We start from the raw sequence: 15,605 nt of genomic DNA on the forward strand, positions 1-15,605 counted from the left end.
CGTCCCACCCGCGCGGGCGACCGGGGATATCCTCCCCGCACCCATCCGCAGCGGGGCGACGACAGGAAGTGGCCATGACGGGCTCGCGATCCCCGCGCGCGCACGCGTGGTCGCCCGTCCGGCACGCGTGGCGATCGGCCTGGCGCCACCGGCGCGGCCAGGCCCTGGCGCTGGTTGCGATCTCCGCGCTGATCACCGCCTGCACCGCCTTCGCCCCCGTGTACGACCGGGCGATGCAGCAGTCCCTGGTGGACACGCTCCTGGCGCGGGCGACGCCCGCCGACGCGTCGGTCGCCGTCGTGTCAGAGGGCAGCGACTTCGCCGGTGGGACGGACCCGCGCGACCCGCGTGAGCTCGCGGCGCTGGTCCCCGACGACCTGGCCGCGCGTCTCGGGCCGGTCGTGCTCGGCCGGACCTCGATCGTCGTGCCGACGACGGGCGAGGTCCCGCCGTCCGGGCTGCTCCTGTGGCGGGACGGTGCCTGCGAGCACGTTCGCGTCCTGAGCGGCTCATGCCCGGAGGCGCCCGGTGAGGTCCTGGTGAGCGAGGCGGACGTCGACAACTTCGGACTGCGGCCCGGCTCGGTCCGCACGGTCGGCTCCTCGGTCACCGACCAGCCCGACGTCCGCCTCGAGGTCGTCGGGACGTACGCCCCGCTTCCGGACGACGCGTGGTGGCAGGGCCAGCGCACCGTCGGCGTCTCGAGCATCGTGCGCGGGACCGACCCCTCGGCCAGCCACGACGCGTGGCTGACGAGCGAGGCGACCTTCACCGACGGCTCCATCATGACGGCGGAGACGTCGCAGGCGGGTGCCCCCGTGCGCACCGACGACGCCGACGTCGACGGCGTGCTCGCGCTGGGCGACGGCGTCCGGCGGGTGGGCGACGACCTCGACGTGCATGGCGACGATCTGGCGCTCCGCACCGGCATGGACGAGCTGGCCGATGCCTTGCGCGCCCAGGTCGACCGGGCCCACCGCACCGTGCCGCTGCTCCTGGCGCCGTTGGGCGTGCTGTCGCTCTTCGTGCTCTGGTTGGTGCTCAGCGCCGCCACCTCCTCGCGGCGCGGCGAGGTCGCGGTTGCGCGCCTGCGCGGACACGGCCCGGCCGGGGCCGCCGGAGTCCTCCTGCTGGAGCTGCTCCCGGCGCTCCTGCTCGGCGTCGTGCCGGGCGCCCTCCTGGCGCTGACCGGTGGGCTGGTCGTGCGACGAGTGCTGCCGGGGTCCGCTCCGACCGAGGCCGGGCCCGGGTTCGGCGCCGCGCTCCTGGTCGCGGTGGCGGTGATCGTGCTGACCACTGTCGCCGCCGCCGTACGCACGGCTCGGGAGCCCCTGCACGACGTGGTGCGCAGCGGCCCGACAGCGACCGGTGGGTGGGCGCTGGGTGCCGTCGAGGCGTTCGTCGTCGCATGCGTCGCCACGGCGGTGGTCGCCTTCGTCACGGGAAGCCTCCAGGGTCCCCTCGCCCTCGCCGGTCCTGCGCTGCTGGCGCTGCTGGCGGGCCTGCTGCTGGCGCACCTGGCCGGCCCGGCCGGCCGGCTGCTCGGCCGTCGCCTGCTGGCGCGCGGCCGCCTGGTCCGTGGCACGAGCCTGCTGGAGCTCGGGCGCCGGTCGGAGGGGCAGACGGTGATCGTCGTGCTCACCGTCGCGTGCGCCCTCGCGGTCTTCTCGATGGACGCGCTCGCCGTCGGCGAGCGCATCCGCGCCAACGCCAGTGAGCACGAGGCCGGCGCCCCGGTCGTGCTCCGGGTGGCGGGCGGCGACCTCGACGGCGTGCGTTCGGCGTTGACGGCGGCCGGCGCCGAGGGCCGGGCGACGGCAGTCCTGGTCGGACGCGACACCCTCGCCGTGGAGCCGGACGAGTTCCGTCGGATCGCGTTCTTCCCGCGCGGTGGTCCCACGCCCGAGGAGTGGCAGGCGCTCACCCCGCCCGACGATGAGCCGACGGAGATCGCCGGGACGCGCGTCTCGCTCGACGTCGATCCCGGCGCCGGGATCACCTCCGGGGACATCTTCGGCAGCGAGGTCGACGTGCGGCTCGGGCTGGTCGTCACCTCCGCCACCGGCGTGCGCCGCACCATCCCGCTCGGGACCCTGCCGCTGGACGGCTCGCGCCGGCGACTGACCGGCCGGGCCGATGCTTGCGCCGGCGGCTGCCGACTGGCGGCGCTGCAGCTGACGGCCGCCCAGGGCGCGCTCGTCCGGGGGGAGCTCGCGCTGTCCGGCCTGCGCGTGGACGGCCGGGAGGTCGCCTGGCCGACCGCGACCTCGGACTGGAACACCACTGACGACGAGGACACCCTCGTCACGCCGGTGGGCGGCGGCGACGGCACGCTGCGGCTCGCGATCGATGCCGGCGGCTTCTACCCGGTCGAGGTCTCCCCGGCGTGGGTGCCGAGGTCGCTCCCGGCGCTGCTGACCGAGGAGCCCCCGGACGCTTCCGCGGAGCCGCTGGTGCTCGAGGGCGTCGACGGCACCGACCGGTCGGCGGCGGACGCCGGTTCGCTCGTCCTCGTGCCGGCCATGCCCGACGGATCCAAGATGGTCGACCTCGACGCCGCCACCCGCGGTGCGGCGATCACCCGCGACACCGGCGTCGAGGTCTGGACGGAGGACGACGCGGACCTGGTGGCGGACGTGCAGGCGGAGCTGCGCGAGCGGGCGATCGCGGTGACCGACGTACGCCGCCACGCGAGCATCCGTCAGTCGTACGACGACAGCGTCGCGAGCTGGAGCCTGGCGCTCGGCGCCGCGGTGGCGCCGGCGGTGGTGGTCCTCGCGCTGCTCGTCCTCCTGGTGCTCGCGGCGATCGGCTGGCGGACCCGCGCCCGTGACCTCGCCGTGCTGCGGCTCAACGGCGTGGACAGGCGGACGACCCGCCGCCTCGCGGTGTGGGCCCGGCTGCCGGCCGTCGCGCTCGCCGTCGTCGCCGGGGTCGCAGCCGGCCTCGCGGGTGCTGCGCTGGCGATGCCGGACGTGGCGTTCCTCCCCGGACCACCGGAGGTGCCGGTGATCGACACGTCGACCTCGTGGCCGGCCGTCCTCGCGGTCACCGCGACCTGCGCCGTGGTGCTGCTCGCGGTGGCCGCCGTCGCGGGCCTCGTGGTGGCCCGCCGAGCCCATGTCGAGCGCGTGAGGGAGGGCGACTGATGCACGGACTCGCGATCCGCACCCGCGGCCTGGTGCACATCTACCACGCCGAGGGCCACGACGTCGCGGCGCTGTCGGGGGTCGACCTCGACGTCGCGGCGGGGGAGGTGGTCGGGCTGCTGGGCCCGTCGGGGTCGGGCAAGTCGACCCTGATGAGCCTGCTGGCGGGGATCTTCCGACCGAGCGCCGGCAAGGTGTTCGTCGGGGGGACTGAGATGTCGACGGCACCGCCCCGCGCGCTCGACCGGCTCCGGGCGACCGAGGTCGGCCTGGTGCTCCAGGGCGCGGGCCGCAACCTGCTGCCCCACGCCACCCCGGCCGACAACGTCCGCTTCGCCCAACGCCTGGCCCGTCGGGCCGGTCGCCCGCTCCCCGACCCGGCCGAGGTGCTCACGGAGCTCGGGCTCGTCGACCACGCGGACGAGCCGCTGACCGGGCTGACCCTCGGCGACCTGCAGGTCACTGCGGTCGCCGTCGCGGTCTCCACCCGCCCCGGCCTCCTGCTGTGCGACGAGCCCACCAGCCAGCTCGACCATGCCGCGCGCGACCGGGTCCTCGACGCGCTGACGCACGTGAGCGCCACCCACGGGACCACCGTCGTCCTGGTCACCCACGACCCCGACGTCGCCCGCGTGCTGCCCCGCACGGTCACGATCCGCGACGGCAGGATCGGTGGCGAGGGGCGCAGCGGCGACGAGTACGCCGTCGTCACCGCCGACGGCTTCCTGCCACTCCCCGGCCACGTCCGCGACATGCTGCCGCCGGGCACTCTCGTGCGGCTCGACGAGGTCGGTGACCACATCGAGCTCAGGGCGCAGGCCGATCAGGAGGACGGATGAGCGACCTCCGGTGCACCGGTCTCGAAGTCGCCTACGGCGAGCTCGTCGCCGTACGCCGCCTCGACCTGCAGGTGCCCGCCGGGCGGATGCTGGCGGTCACCGGTCCGTCGGGTGCGGGCAAGTCGTCGCTGCTGTGGGCGCTGGCGCGTGCCCTGCGCCCGGCAGCCGCGACGGTCGTCGGCGCGGTGGAGGTCGGCGGCCGCGCGCTCGGCGACCGGGACGACGCCGCGCGGGCGGGGGTGGTGCTGGTGCCGCAGGGCAACGGCCTCAGTGCGACCCTCTCGGCCGAGGAGAGCATCCTCGTGCCGCTGCTCGGGACCGGCGTGCCGGCCCGCGAGGCATCGAGACGCGTGGCCGAGCAGCTCGACCGCGTCGGGCTGGCGGAGTTCGGCCGCCACCTCGTCGACCAGCTCTCCGGCGGCCAGCAGCAGCGTGTCGCGCTCGCGCGTGCCTTCGCCCTGCGGCCGCGGGTGCTGCTCGCCGACGAGTCCACGAGCGACCTCGACGCCGGCAACCGCGAGCTGATGCTCGCCGCCCTCCGCGAGGAGGCCGCAGGCGGGGCGGCCGTGGTCCTGGCGACGCACGATCCCGAGGCCGCCGACCGGACCGACGCGGTGCTCGCCCTCGACGAGGGGGCGGCGATTTGGGTACGCCGGCTCACCTGAAGTCGCGTGACGACGCCCGCGCCTGCAGCACCGCTCCCGCGCCCGGCACCACGACGTCGATCGCCTCGACCCGGTCGGCGATCAGGTTGGTGACGCCCTCGTTGCGCTCGAGCTTGCCGCGGACCACGACGGCGACCCGGTTGCGGGCGGCCTGCCGGTGGGCCTTCATCACCCCGACCGAGCAGACGACGTTGAGCATGCCGGTCTCGTCCTCGAGGTTGAGGAAGGTGACCCCCATGGCAGTTCCGGGGCGCTGCCGGTGGGTGATGAGGCCACCGACGTGGACGCGCCGGTTGGGCTCGGCGGTGGCGAGCTCCTCGACCGATCGGATCCCGGCGCGGCGGAGCTCCTCGCGGAGGTGCTCGACCGGGTGTCGTTCGGGGGAGACGCCGGTGGCCCACAGGTCGGCGAGGGTCAGCTCGGGCTCGCTCATCCCCGGCAGGGCCGGCGCAGCGGGCGCCGGCGTCGTGCCGGGGAGGTGGTCGGACCCCTCGGCGAAGCCGGCCGCCCAGAGCGCGGAGCGCCGGTCGAGCCCCCACCCGTCGAAGGCACCGGCGGTGGCGAGCGCCTCCAGCTGCGCGGACGTCAGCCCGGCGCGGCGCGACAGGTCGGTGATCCCGGTGAACGGCGCCTCGTCGCGCGCGGCGACGATCCGGCGCGCCACCTCGAGCCCGATGCCGCGCACCGAGTCCAGCCCGAGGCGTACGGCGAGCGCGCCGTCGCGGCGGTGCGCGGGCACCGGGTCGGGGGTGCCCGGCACCCACTCGACGCGGTCGAAGCGAGGCCGGCAGCACTCCTCGAGCCCGGTCGCGACGACCGGACCGTCGACGGCTGCGTCGACCGGCTCGAGGTCGGCCTGGGCCGCGGACCGCGTCACGTCGGGACGGCGTACGTCGACGTCGTGCCGTCGGGCGTCGTGGACCAGCGACTGCGGAGAGTAGAAGCCCATCGGCTGGTTGCGCAGCAGCCCGGCCAGGAACGCCGCCGGGTAGTGCAGCTTGAACCACGAGGAGGCGTAGACGAGGAGCGCGAAGGACAGTGCGTGGGACTCGGCGAAGCCGAAGTTGGCGAAGGACAGGATCTTGACGTAGATCGAGTCGGCGAGGTCGCCCGTGATGCCCCGGCGCTCCATGCCGGTGTAGAGCTTCTGCTTGACCGACTCGATGCGCTCGACGCCCCGCTTGGAGCCCATCGCACGGCGCAGCAGGTCGGCGTCGTCGCGGCTGCAGTCACCGAGGGTGACCGCCATCGCCATCAGCTGCTCCTGGAACAGCGGCACGCCCTTGGTGCGCTCCAGCACCGGCACCAGCTCTGGGTGGTCGTAGGTCACCGGCTCCTGGCCGGTCGCGCGCCGGACGTAGGGGTGGACCGCACCTCCCTGGATCGGGCCGGGACGGATCAGGGCGATCTCGATGGCCAGGTCGTAGAACTCTCGGGGGCGCAGCCGGGGGAGCGTGCCGATCTGGGCGCGGCTCTCCACCTGGAACACACCGATGGAGTCGGCGCGACACAGCATGTCGTAGACCGCCGGCTCCTCCTTGGGCATCGTGGCGAGGTCCCACTGCTCGCCGAGGTGGTCGGCGACCAGGCGCATCATGTGGTCGAGCGCGCCGAGCATGCCCAGGCCGAGCAGGTCGAACTTGACCAGCCCCATGGACTCGCAGCCGTCCTTGTCCCACTGCAGGACGGTGCGCCGGTCCATCCGCGCGCGCTCGATGGGGCAGACCTCACCGATGGGCCGCTCGGTGAGCACCATCCCGCCGGAGTGGATGCCGAGGTGGCGGGGGGCGCCCATCAGCTCCTCGGCGAGCGCCACGACCGCTGCCGGCACGTCGTGGGCCGCCGGGTCGCCCATGTCACCGGCCACGACCGACTTCCAGCCGTCGATCTGCTTGGACCAGGCGTCCTGCTGGCCGGGGGAGAAGCCCAGAGCCTTGGCGGCGTCGCGCACCGCCATCCGCGGCCGGTAGGCGATCACGTTGGCCACCTGGGCGGCGTTGCGGCGCCCGTAGGTGTCGTAGACCCACTGGATCACCTCCTCGCGCCGGTCGGAGTCGAAGTCGACGTCGATGTCGGGCTCCTCGTCGCGGTGGGCAGAGATGAACCGCTCGAAGGGCAGCTTGTAGAAGACGGCGTCGACCGCGGTGATGCCGAGGGCGTAGCAGACCGCCGAGCTGGCGGCCGAGCCCCGGCCCTGGCACAGGATCCGGCGCTCGCGGGCGAAGGCCACGATGTCGTGGACGATGACGAAGTAGCCCGCGAAGTCCTTCTCGGCGATGATCCGCAGCTCGTGCTCCAGCCGCTCGCGCGCCTCGCGCTCGTGGGGGACGCCGGCGTACCTCTCGGCGAACCCGCGCTCCGCGAGCACCCGCAGCCACGAGTCGGCGGTGTGGCCCTCGGGGATCTGCCGCTTGGGCAGCGCGGGTGAGGCCTTGCGCAGGTCGAAGGCCAGCTCGTCGGCCAAGGTGACGCTCCTGGCCACGGCGTGGGGGTACGACGGCAGCGCTGCGGCCGTCTCCGCCCCGCTGCGCAGGTGGGCCGAGCCCGACAGGTCGAGCCACCCGTCGAGCTCGGCCAGGCTGCGGCGCGCCCGCACGGCCGCCATCGCCGAGGCGAGCCGGTGCCGCTGCGGGGTGGCGTGGTGGACGTTGCCGGCGGCGACCACGTCGAGCCCGTGGACGGCGGCCAGAGCGGCCAGCGCGGTGTTGGTGACGTCGGCGCCGGGGCGCGGGGAGAGCTCGACGAGCACGTGCTCGAGCCCGAACAGCGACGTCAGCCGGTCGAGGGCCTCGGCTGCCGCCGACTCACCGCCCGTGGCGAGCGCCTGCCGCACCGCGCCCTTGCGGCAGCCGGTGAGGACCGCCCAGTGGCCACGCCCCTGCTCGGCCAGCTCGTCGAGGTCGTAGACGGGCCTGCCCTTCTCGTCGCCGCGCAGGTGGGCCTCGGTCATCGCCGCGGCGAGGCGGTGGTAGCCCTCGACGCCACGCGCCAGCACGAGCAGGTGGCTGCCCTCCGGGTCGGGGACGCCGTTCTGGGGACCGGTCAGGCCGAGCGAGAGCTCGGCGCCGAAGACGGTGGGCAGGCCGTAGGCGGCCGCCGCCTCCGCCAGCATCGGCGCGCCGTAGAAGCCGTCGTGGTCGGTGACCGCCAGCGCGTGCAGGCCCAGCCGCACCGCCTCCTCGACGAGCTCGGCCGGAGAGGACGCGCCGTCGAGGAAGCTGAAGTGGCTGTGGCAGTGCAGCTCGGCATAGGGGGTGACCACCGCGGGTCGCTCGATCTCTCGGGCCTCGGTCGAGGCGCGCTTGCGACGCGACACCGGGGCGTCGTCGGCGCCGGGCAGGCCGCTCAGCCGGCGCTCGAGCTCCTTCCACCGCATGGCGGGGTTGTTCCAGCCCATCAGGGCCCCCACTCAGTCATAGCCCGCCTCCAGGGACCAGCCCCCCGGCGCCCGCAGCAGCAGCCAGGCCCGGCCGTCGGCGCCGACGACCTGGAACCGCGCGCTCGGCCCTGCCCCGCCCGACCACCAGCCCTCGTCGGTGGGCCACGGGCCCGCCCACGCCGTCACGGGCTGCCACGGCAGGCCCTCGGCCTGGCCGGTGACCCGGAAGTGCCGCGGCTCGCCGCTGACCACGCCGCGGTCGGTGACGCACACCTCCCGGCCGCTGTCGTCGACCACCTCGGCGATCCGGGGAGGGGCGAACACCCGCACCGGCGCCGGTCCGGGAACGCGACCCGGCCACGGGCGGTCCACCGGGCGGAGGTCGACCGCCCGCTCTCCCCACGGCACCAGCGCCTGCCGGGCCGCCGGGCTGCGGCCGCCCTGCAGGACCGGGCGGCGTACGGCGTCGAAGCCGACCATGCCCTGCACCCTGGCCACACCCCGCTCGACGAGGTCGTCGGAGGCCGAGCCCCAGAGTGCCTCGCCGTGCGCGGCCGCCGGCTCGACCAGCTCGGGCACGAAGCGGACCCGGTCGATCGGGGCCCGCACGACGCCCACCTGCTTGCGGGCCCGCAGCGAGCCGCCGGACCCGCTCGTCGACCCGGCCGACTGGAGCTGCCAGTGGACCCGGTCCACGAGGTCGCGCGCGTTGAAGTGGCGTGGGTGCAGCCAGGCGCGCGAGGAGCACACGACCCCGTCGGACTCGGCCTCCACCCGCACGCCGGTGGCGACGAGCTGGTGGTGGGCGAGCTGGGCGACGAACCGCTCGGCCGTCGTGCGCACGCTGAAGGTGATCGCCTCGACGGAGTCGAGCGGCGGCTCGAAGGGGACCTCCGCGTGGAGCTCGGGTGGCGGTGTGCGCGCCGCGAACAGGGTGGGGTCCTCGCCCCGGGCCCGTCGGCGCACGGTGGCGCCGTAGGCGCCGAGCCGGTGCTCGACCGCGTCGCCCGGCAGGTCGGCGAGGTCGCCCAGGGTGCGCATGCCGAGGCGCTGCAGCAGGCCGACGAGCTCGCGACCGCGGGCGCCGTCGTCCTGCAGCACCTGGACGGGGAGGCCGCGCAGGAACGACGGCGACCCACCAGGAGGGACGACCGTCCACGACTGCACCTCCGCCACCCGCGCGGCCTGCTCGGCGGTGAACAGGTCGTCGGCGATGCCGACCCGCACGTCCCACACGCCGGTCTCGACCAGGGCCTGGCAGGCGGTCGCCGCCGCCGCGGTCTCGCTGCCGTACCAGCTGCCGGGCGCCCGCACCGCGAGCAACCCGGGGCGGAGGGCGGCCACGCCCGGGCGGAGCTCCTCGACGACCGCGAGCACCGGCTCGAAGGCGCGGGCGTCGCGGTCGGGGTTGGCCGGGAGCAGCAGCAGGTCGGGGCACCGCGCCTGTGCGTCGCGGCGGCGCTGACCACGGCGTACGCCCTCGGCGCGGGCGGGGCCGTTGCACACCTCGACGATGTTGGCCGACAGCACGGCGGCAGGGGAGCGGAGCGACCGGTCGGCCTCCTCGAGGGCGGCGACCACCGACCAGTCGGGGCACCACACGACCATCACCCTCATGCGCGGCGGACCTCACGGACCGCGTGGACCCCACGGTCGGGATCGACCCGTTGCACGCCCGGCCAGGCCAGGTCGGCACGCAGGGGCGGCCGCGCGCCCCGGTGGACCGCGACCCGGGCCCGCCGCTCCCGCAGCTCGCCGGCACCCGCCGTGGGGCCGGTCCACGTGGACTCCTCGATGCTCAGCCGGGCCGACGCGCGCGGCCACTGGCCCTGGACGACCAGCACGGCCGACCTGGTGCGCAGCCGGGAGTCGAGGATCCCCGCCGTGCGCTCGTCGACGGAGGCCGGCGGGCGGAGCACGACCACGCGCAGCACGTCGACGAGCGCAGCAGTCACCTCCAGCCAGTGCTCGCCGGGATCCGGCACCAGCACCGTGCGGGAGAGCTCGATCCCGAGCTCCGCGGCCGCCTCGGCGCCGAAGTCGGCACAGCCCGCGAAGCCGACCCACTCGCCGGCCTGCGAGGCTCCCGCCGCGAGCGCGAGCGCCAGCGACGCCGAGTCGACGGCATAGGACGAGCCCGCGTGGAGGGGGACCAGGTCGGCCAGCCCGGGGAGCGTTGCCACGGGCTCGCCGGCGGGCCTGCGCTCCATCGCGGCGACCCGCTCGCGCAGCTGCTCGACCACGGACCGACCCGGGTCGAGCGCGGTGACGGAGCGGGCGGACGACATGCCCCCATGATCGAACACGTGTTCGAACCAGTCAAGCGAGAGGTCACGCACTCCGCCCTGTGGGTGGGACATCAGACCACGCCGCTCGACTCGCTGCGAGACGCGGTCCGATGCGCGGCCCGGAACGGCGCGGGTCTGCTTATGCTGGCCGGACGCGTTCGACGGAAGGTGGGGGTTCGTGTCCAAGATCTCGAGGCTCGTGGGGGGCCTGTGCCTGGTCCTGGTGGTGTCGCTGGGCCTGGTGGCTCCGGGGCAGGCAAGCGGTGTCGTGTCGTCCACCGCCCCAGTCGCTGCCAAGCCGAAGCCGAACAAGTGGGAGGCGTTCAGCGGGCCGTTCTTCAACGACCCCCACCTCGCCAAGGGGCACTTCCAGATCGAGCGCCGGGTGATCAAGACGATCAACAACACCCCCAAGGGCTCGTCCATCAGGATCGCGATCTACTCCTTCGACCGGCTGCCGGTCGCGCACGCGCTGGTGGCCGCCCACCGTCGCGGGGTGCAGGTGCAGATGCTCCTCAACGACCACTGGGAGACGCCTGCAATGAAGGTGGTGCGCGCCGAGATCGGCAAGAACCGCAAGAAGGGCAGCTTCATCTACAAGTGCAAGCAGAGCTGTCGGGGCGCGGCCAACGAGTTCAACAACCTGCACTCGAAGTTCTACCTCTTCAGCCAGGCCGGGAAGTCCGAGGACGTCATCGCGGTCGGCTCGGCCAACATGACCCGCAACGCGGCGATCCACCAGTGGAACGACCTCTACTTCACCGATGGCGACCACGAGCTCTTCCGGCAGTTCGTCACGCTCTTCAAGGACATGAGCAAGGACTACGACACCCGCCAGGAGCCCCTCGTCTTCTGCGGGATCCCGGACAACGGCGTCGCGTGCGACGACTCGGTCGACAAGCACACGGCAGTCGCGTTCCCCCGCGTCTCGCGGCCGAAGGACGACCTGGTCGTGCAGATGCTCGACCGCATCCAGTGCCTGACGCCCGACCCCGTCACCGGCAAGGTCAAGCGCACGCGCCTGGCCCTGTCGATGCACACGATGCGCGGCGCCCGGGGTGACTACCTCGCCGAGGCGATCCGCCAGAAGTGGGTCCAGGGGTGCGACGTGCGGGTCACCTACGGCCTCATCGGCTACCACACGAAGGGGGTCATCGCCGCCCCGACCAAGCGCGGCCGGATCCCGCTGCGCTCGACGGGCATGGACTACAACCTCGACGACAACTTCGACCTCAACAACGACGGCATCGACGACCTGATCCTCGACTACTACAGCCACCAGAAGTACTTCATCATCCAGGGCACCTACAACGGGGTCCCCGACACCAACATGGTGATCACCGGGTCGGTGAACTGGTCGAGCCTCAGCACCGCCAACGACGAGGTGTGGTTCACCGTCAAGGGCGCGGTGGTGGCGAAGAAGTACCTCCGGAACTTCGACTACCAGTGGAACAACACCCGCAACACCCGCAACGCCTATACGACGACGTACGCCAACTTCCGGGTCCGTCGCGAGGTCCGTCAGCCGGACGGCTCGACGCGGACGGTCTGGCGCACGGTGCGCCGGCCCGTCACCACCGTGGAGCCGGACCACTACCGGAAGGGTCCCTACTGGGAGGGCGACTGACCGGAGCGCCCGTGCTCGACGGCGATGACGGCGAGCGCCACGGCGACGCCGAGCAGGGTCTCGACGCCGCGGTCGACGAGGAGGCCGGCCGCGTCCTGTGACGACCCGAGCTGCCCCATGAGCAGCGCCATCGGGGTGATGAAGAGCATCGCGATGCCGTAGTTGCGGCCCACCACCAGCTCGGTGACGACCTGGAGGACGACGACCACGAGCACCAGGGGCACGGGATCGAGCCCGAGCAGGAGCAGCGGCGCGGCGGTGAGCAGCCCGAGCACGGTGCCGACGCTGCGGTGGGCGGCGCGCAGTGCCTGGTGGTCACGACCGCTGACGCTCAGCGGAGCCACCGCTGCGACCATCGCCCACCACGGGTGGCCGATCCCCGCCGCGGTCGCCGCTCCGCCGGCCAGGAGCGTGACGAGGAGGTAGCGCAACGGGTCGACGTACCCCGGCACGCCCTGCAGCGGCGGGGAGGGGTCCACGGCGTACGACGTGTGAGGGCGCCGACGTTGCCGATGACGACGGCGACGGCGGCGCTCGCCGCCGACACGGCGACGGCGACCGGGACGTCGGCCGTCGTCGCCGGTACGGCGGACACGGTGCCGAACGCGAAGAGCAGGAACAGCGGGCCCGAAGGGTGCCAGTCGAAGACCGTGGATGCCACCGAGCCGGAGGCGGCCACGAGGGCGCTGAGCAGCACGAGCGTCCACGGGCCGACCCCGACTGCCGACGCCAGCGCACCCAGACCGACGGCGGTGACGAGCGACAGGCCCGCGGTGCACTGCATGACGGCGCGGGGGAGGTGGACCCGGCTGCGGCCGTAGAGCGCGGTGAACGCGCCGAACGCCGCGTAGACCGCCCACGCGGTCCGGTCCGTGGCGACCAGGGTGAGCAGGGGCACGGCGACGCTGAGCCCGGCGCGCAGGGCCACCCGGTGCTGCCCGGGCGGGACCGGGTTCAGTCGGAACAGGTCGCGGACGAGCGCGCGCGGACGGACCCGGGAACCACTGGTCCCGGGTCCGTCCGCGCCGTGGGTGCTGGTGCTCGGCGAGGTGATCAGGCGTTCTTGATCGCGGAGATGTCGAGCTCGAGCTTGATCTTCTCCGAGACGAGCACGCCGCCGGTCTCGAGAGCCGCGTTCCAGGACAGGTCCCAGTCCTTGCGGTTGATCGTGGTCGCGCCCTCGAAGCCCACGCGGGTGTTGCCGAACGGGTCGATCGCGGTGCCGGTCTCCTCGAAGGGGATGGTGACCGATCGGGTCGTGCCCTTGATCGTCAGGTCGCCGGTGATGGTCCACTCCGTGCCGTCGCGCTCGACGGAGGTCGAGGCGAAGGTGATCGCGTCGTGGTTCTCGACGTCGAAGAAGTCCGCGGAGACGAGGTGGCCGTCGCGGTCGGCGGTGCCGGTCGAGATGCTGGCGGGGCGGATGTTGATCGACACGCTCGAGGCGGCGGGGTTCTCGGCGTCGACGTGGGCGGTGCCGTCGAAGTCGGCGAACTGGCCGCGGACGGTGGTGACCATCGCGTGGCGGGCCGAGAAGCCGAGGCGCGAGTGGCTGGCGTCGATGGTGTAGTCACCGGTGAGCGCGTCGCGCTCGGCCACGGCGACGGGGGCGGAGGACTGGTCGGCGGCCGCGGGGGCGGCGACGTGGCTGGCGGGCTTGGACTTGCGGCGGAAGAACGACATCGGGGCTCCTGAGGACTTTTTGGTTGAGGTTTCAACCAATCCAACCAGCGCGACGTCCCCTCCATTCCCCTCCGGGTGTGATCCGCGCCTCACGCTTCCGTGGCGCGCCGGATCGGCGCATCCTGAGCCCATGGCCGACCAGCCGGCAGCCCGGACCTCCGCGAGCATGACGGTCCCGCTCGCGGCGTTCGCGGCGGGTGCCGTGGTGGCGGTCCTGCTGGGCGTGTTCGGCCGGGTGCACGACCCCACCCTCAGCGGGACCACCGACCTCGGGTTCCGCACGGTGATCGAGATGAAGGTCGTGCTCGCGACGGTCGTCGGCCTGCTGGTCCTGCTGCAGCTGCTGAGCGCGCTCTGGCTCTACGGTCACCTCGGCGGCCGGCCGCCGTCCTGGCTCGGCACGGCGCACCGGGTGTCGGGGGCGGCCGCGCTGCTGCTGACGGTGTTCGTCGGCTACAGCTGCCTGTGGGCGCTCGGGCTGGAGGTGGGCACCCTCCCTCACGGTGAGGCGGTCCCGCTGCGCGCCGTCGTCCACGGGGTGCTCGGCTGCGCGGTGTTCGGCGCCGTCGTGGTGAAGGTCGTCGCGGTGCGCGCCCGCCGCGCCCCCGGCTGGTTCCTGCCGGTGGCGGGCGGGCTGCTCTTCACCCTGCTGCTCGTCGTGGTGCTGACGTCGGCGGCCTGGTACGTCGCTGCGCGCGGCTGGCCAGGCGCCGGCGGCGGCTACTGACCCCGGCGGGCCGGGATCACCAGGCGCGCCACCACTCCGGCGTGGTCGGAGGGCCACAGGCCCGAGGCGGTCATGTCAGCGGGGTCGTCCCCGACGATGTGCGCGCGCGCCGCCTTGATGTCCGGGCTGTGCAGGACCAGGTCGATCCGCGAGGTGAGCGGGTTGTCGGGATCCGTCAGCGTCGCACCGAGGCAGCACGTGAAGCCCGGGTCGCCCGGGTGGTTGCGCGGCCACGCGTCGGCGCCCACGCCGGCGAGGAGGCGCCGGTACGCCGGCGCGTCGGGGGCGTCGGAGTTGTAGTCGCCGACGTAGACGATCGGCAGGCTGCCGACCTGGGCGGCGATCGCGGCCTGGGCTGCGAGGAGCTCGCCGACCTGGGCGACGCGCACCTGCTCGCCGTCGACGCCGGGGATGCCGAAGGCCTCGAGGTGGGAGTTGACGAAGCGGAACCTCGCCTTGCCCACCGTCAGGTCGGCCGAGCCCCAGCCCCGGGCCACGGGCAGCTGGGCGCCGCCGATCGGGAAGCTGATGATGTTCTGGTAGGTGCCGGTGCGTGCGTTCGTCGTCGCGACGTCGTCGCGGACGATGATCACGTCACGGTCGGCGAGACGGACCGCCCGCGTCGGGACGGTGGCGGTCGGGCTGGCCAGGTAGGGGATCGGCGGCGAGGAGAAGTTGTGCGCCGTGGCGCCGGTGACCTCGTGGTAGCCCGCACCGCGCTCGGCGAGGGCGTCGAGCAGCAGGTCGAGGAAGTCGTACGCGACGGTCGGGTTGCTCGTCGTCCCGTTCGCAGGGTTGTAGGCGAAGGTCGTCCAGGTGGTGACCTCCTGCAGGCCGACGGCGTCGGCGTCGGCGGCCACGATCTCGTCGGCGATCGCCCCCATCCGCTCCGCGGGCCGGGTTGCCTGGACGGCGGCCCACGTCTGCGTCGCCGCTCCCACGATGGCGGCCTGGTTGCCGCTCGCGAGGGCCACCAGCATCGGCGTGAGGTCCGCGCCGAGGTAGAGGTTGCGGGTCATCACCGTGGCCGTACGGGCCGGTGTGCCCGCTCCGGCGCCCGGTGGTGGACTCGCATGCGCGCCCGCGCCGGGCGCGAGCGCGGCGCCCAGCGCGAGGGTCGAGGCGAGGAGGCCGGTGAGGACCCGGCGGAGGGCGCGGTGGCGGGGGGCTCTGGTCATCCTCGGACCGTCGCACCCCGCTCGCGGTGCGGCAACCCCCAATTCAGGGCAAAGGCAGACGGCGCCGCAG

General features: G+C 74.0%; 12 protein-coding genes. 5 read left to right on the forward strand and 7 right to left on the reverse strand.

What is annotated here, in order from left to right; all coding sequences use genetic code 11:
- The first annotated feature begins 74 nt into the window (after positions 1–74).
- The 3 genes from AC3A3L_RS14310 to AC3A3L_RS14320 are packed head-to-tail and all read left to right on the forward strand — an operon-like array spanning position 75 to position 4,653.
- Positions 75–3,149: an FtsX-like permease family protein gene (locus AC3A3L_RS14310; RefSeq protein WP_487640711.1), complete on the forward strand. Its 3,075-nt coding sequence runs from the start codon at positions 75–77 to the stop codon at positions 3,147–3,149.
- Positions 3,149–3,988: an ABC transporter ATP-binding protein gene (locus AC3A3L_RS14315; protein WP_487640712.1), complete on the forward strand. Its 840-nt coding sequence runs from the start codon at positions 3,149–3,151 to the stop codon at positions 3,986–3,988. The genes AC3A3L_RS14310 and AC3A3L_RS14315 overlap by 1 nt, the downstream gene beginning before the upstream one ends.
- Positions 3,985–4,653 carry an ATP-binding cassette domain-containing protein gene (locus AC3A3L_RS14320; RefSeq protein WP_487640713.1) on the forward strand — a complete coding sequence of 223 codons (669 nt, stop codon included), beginning with the start codon at positions 3,985–3,987 and terminating at the stop codon, positions 4,651–4,653. The genes AC3A3L_RS14315 and AC3A3L_RS14320 overlap by 4 nt, the downstream gene beginning before the upstream one ends.
- Here AC3A3L_RS14320 and AC3A3L_RS14325 read toward each other — a convergent pair.
- From AC3A3L_RS14325 to AC3A3L_RS14335, 3 genes are read right to left on the reverse strand one after another with little or no spacing between them, the layout of a single operon-like run.
- Positions 4,646–8,050, reverse strand: a complete 3,405-nt coding sequence (locus AC3A3L_RS14325; RefSeq protein WP_487640714.1) for an error-prone DNA polymerase — start codon at positions 8,048–8,050, stop codon at positions 4,646–4,648. The genes AC3A3L_RS14320 and AC3A3L_RS14325 overlap by 8 nt on opposite strands.
- Positions 8,051–8,062: 12 nt before the next feature.
- Positions 8,063–9,649: a DNA polymerase Y family protein gene (locus AC3A3L_RS14330; protein WP_487640715.1), complete on the reverse strand. Its 1,587-nt coding sequence runs from the start codon at positions 9,647–9,649 to the stop codon at positions 8,063–8,065.
- A complete protein-coding gene (locus tag AC3A3L_RS14335; protein WP_487640716.1) occupies positions 9,646–10,320 on the reverse strand; it encodes a hypothetical protein in 675 nt (224 codons plus the stop codon). The genes AC3A3L_RS14330 and AC3A3L_RS14335 overlap by 4 nt, the downstream gene beginning before the upstream one ends.
- Positions 10,321–10,498: 178 nt before the next feature.
- Between AC3A3L_RS14335 and AC3A3L_RS14340 the strand changes: the two genes are divergently transcribed.
- The gene (locus AC3A3L_RS14340) at positions 10,499–11,947 is read left to right on the forward strand and encodes a phospholipase D-like domain-containing protein (protein WP_487640717.1); all 1,449 of its coding nucleotides are present in this window, start codon (positions 10,499–10,501) and stop codon (positions 11,945–11,947) included.
- On the opposite strand, the gene AC3A3L_RS14345 is transcribed toward AC3A3L_RS14340, so the two are convergent.
- From AC3A3L_RS14345 to AC3A3L_RS14355, 3 genes are all read right to left on the reverse strand, one after another.
- Positions 11,929–12,291: an FUSC family protein gene (locus AC3A3L_RS14345; RefSeq protein ID WP_487640718.1), complete on the reverse strand. Its 363-nt coding sequence runs from the start codon at positions 12,289–12,291 to the stop codon at positions 11,929–11,931. The genes AC3A3L_RS14340 and AC3A3L_RS14345 overlap by 19 nt on opposite strands.
- Positions 12,279–12,875, reverse strand: a complete 597-nt coding sequence (locus tag AC3A3L_RS14350; protein ID WP_487640719.1) for a hypothetical protein — start codon at positions 12,873–12,875, stop codon at positions 12,279–12,281. Before AC3A3L_RS14350 ends, AC3A3L_RS14345 begins: the two co-directional genes overlap by 13 nt.
- 125 nt (positions 12,876–13,000) lie before the next feature.
- A complete protein-coding gene (locus AC3A3L_RS14355) occupies positions 13,001–13,630 on the reverse strand; it encodes a YceI family protein (RefSeq protein ID WP_487640720.1) in 630 nt (209 codons plus the stop codon).
- Positions 13,631–13,760: 130 nt separating this feature from the next.
- On the opposite strand from AC3A3L_RS14355, the gene AC3A3L_RS14360 reads away from it, so the two are divergent.
- A complete protein-coding gene (locus AC3A3L_RS14360) occupies positions 13,761–14,357 on the forward strand; it encodes a DUF6529 family protein (protein ID WP_487640721.1) in 597 nt (198 codons plus the stop codon).
- On the opposite strand, the gene AC3A3L_RS14365 is transcribed toward AC3A3L_RS14360, so the two are convergent.
- Entirely contained in the window at positions 14,351–15,535 is a 1,185-nt protein-coding gene (locus AC3A3L_RS14365) for an endonuclease/exonuclease/phosphatase family protein (protein WP_487640722.1), read from the reverse strand. The two genes, AC3A3L_RS14360 and AC3A3L_RS14365, sit on opposite strands and share 7 nt — an antisense overlap.
- Between the last annotated feature and the right edge of the window lie 70 nt (positions 15,536–15,605).

It is taken from the genome of Nocardioides sp. Soil_C_8 (genome assembly GCF_057656315.1).

Bases quoted from the DNA above. Each gene is read 5' to 3' on its own strand.
- AC3A3L_RS14310 (WP_487640711.1), top strand. From the start codon at position 75: ATGACGGGCTCGCGATCCCCGCGCGCGCACGCGTGGTCGCCCGTCCGG.
- AC3A3L_RS14315 (WP_487640712.1), top strand. From the start codon at position 3,149: ATGCACGGACTCGCGATCCGCACCCGCGGCCTGGTGCACATCTACCAC.
- AC3A3L_RS14320 (WP_487640713.1), top strand. From the start codon at position 3,985: ATGAGCGACCTCCGGTGCACCGGTCTCGAAGTCGCCTACGGCGAGCTC.
- AC3A3L_RS14325 (WP_487640714.1), bottom strand. From the start codon at position 8,050: ATGGGCTGGAACAACCCCGCCATGCGGTGGAAGGAGCTCGAGCGCCGG.
- AC3A3L_RS14330 (WP_487640715.1), bottom strand. From the start codon at position 9,649: ATGAGGGTGATGGTCGTGTGGTGCCCCGACTGGTCGGTGGTCGCCGCC.
- AC3A3L_RS14335 (WP_487640716.1), bottom strand. From the start codon at position 10,320: ATGTCGTCCGCCCGCTCCGTCACCGCGCTCGACCCGGGTCGGTCCGTG.
- AC3A3L_RS14355 (WP_487640720.1), bottom strand. From the start codon at position 13,630: ATGTCGTTCTTCCGCCGCAAGTCCAAGCCCGCCAGCCACGTCGCCGCC.
- AC3A3L_RS14360 (WP_487640721.1), top strand. From the start codon at position 13,761: ATGGCCGACCAGCCGGCAGCCCGGACCTCCGCGAGCATGACGGTCCCG.
- AC3A3L_RS14365 (WP_487640722.1), bottom strand. From the start codon at position 15,535: ATGACCAGAGCCCCCCGCCACCGCGCCCTCCGCCGGGTCCTCACCGGC.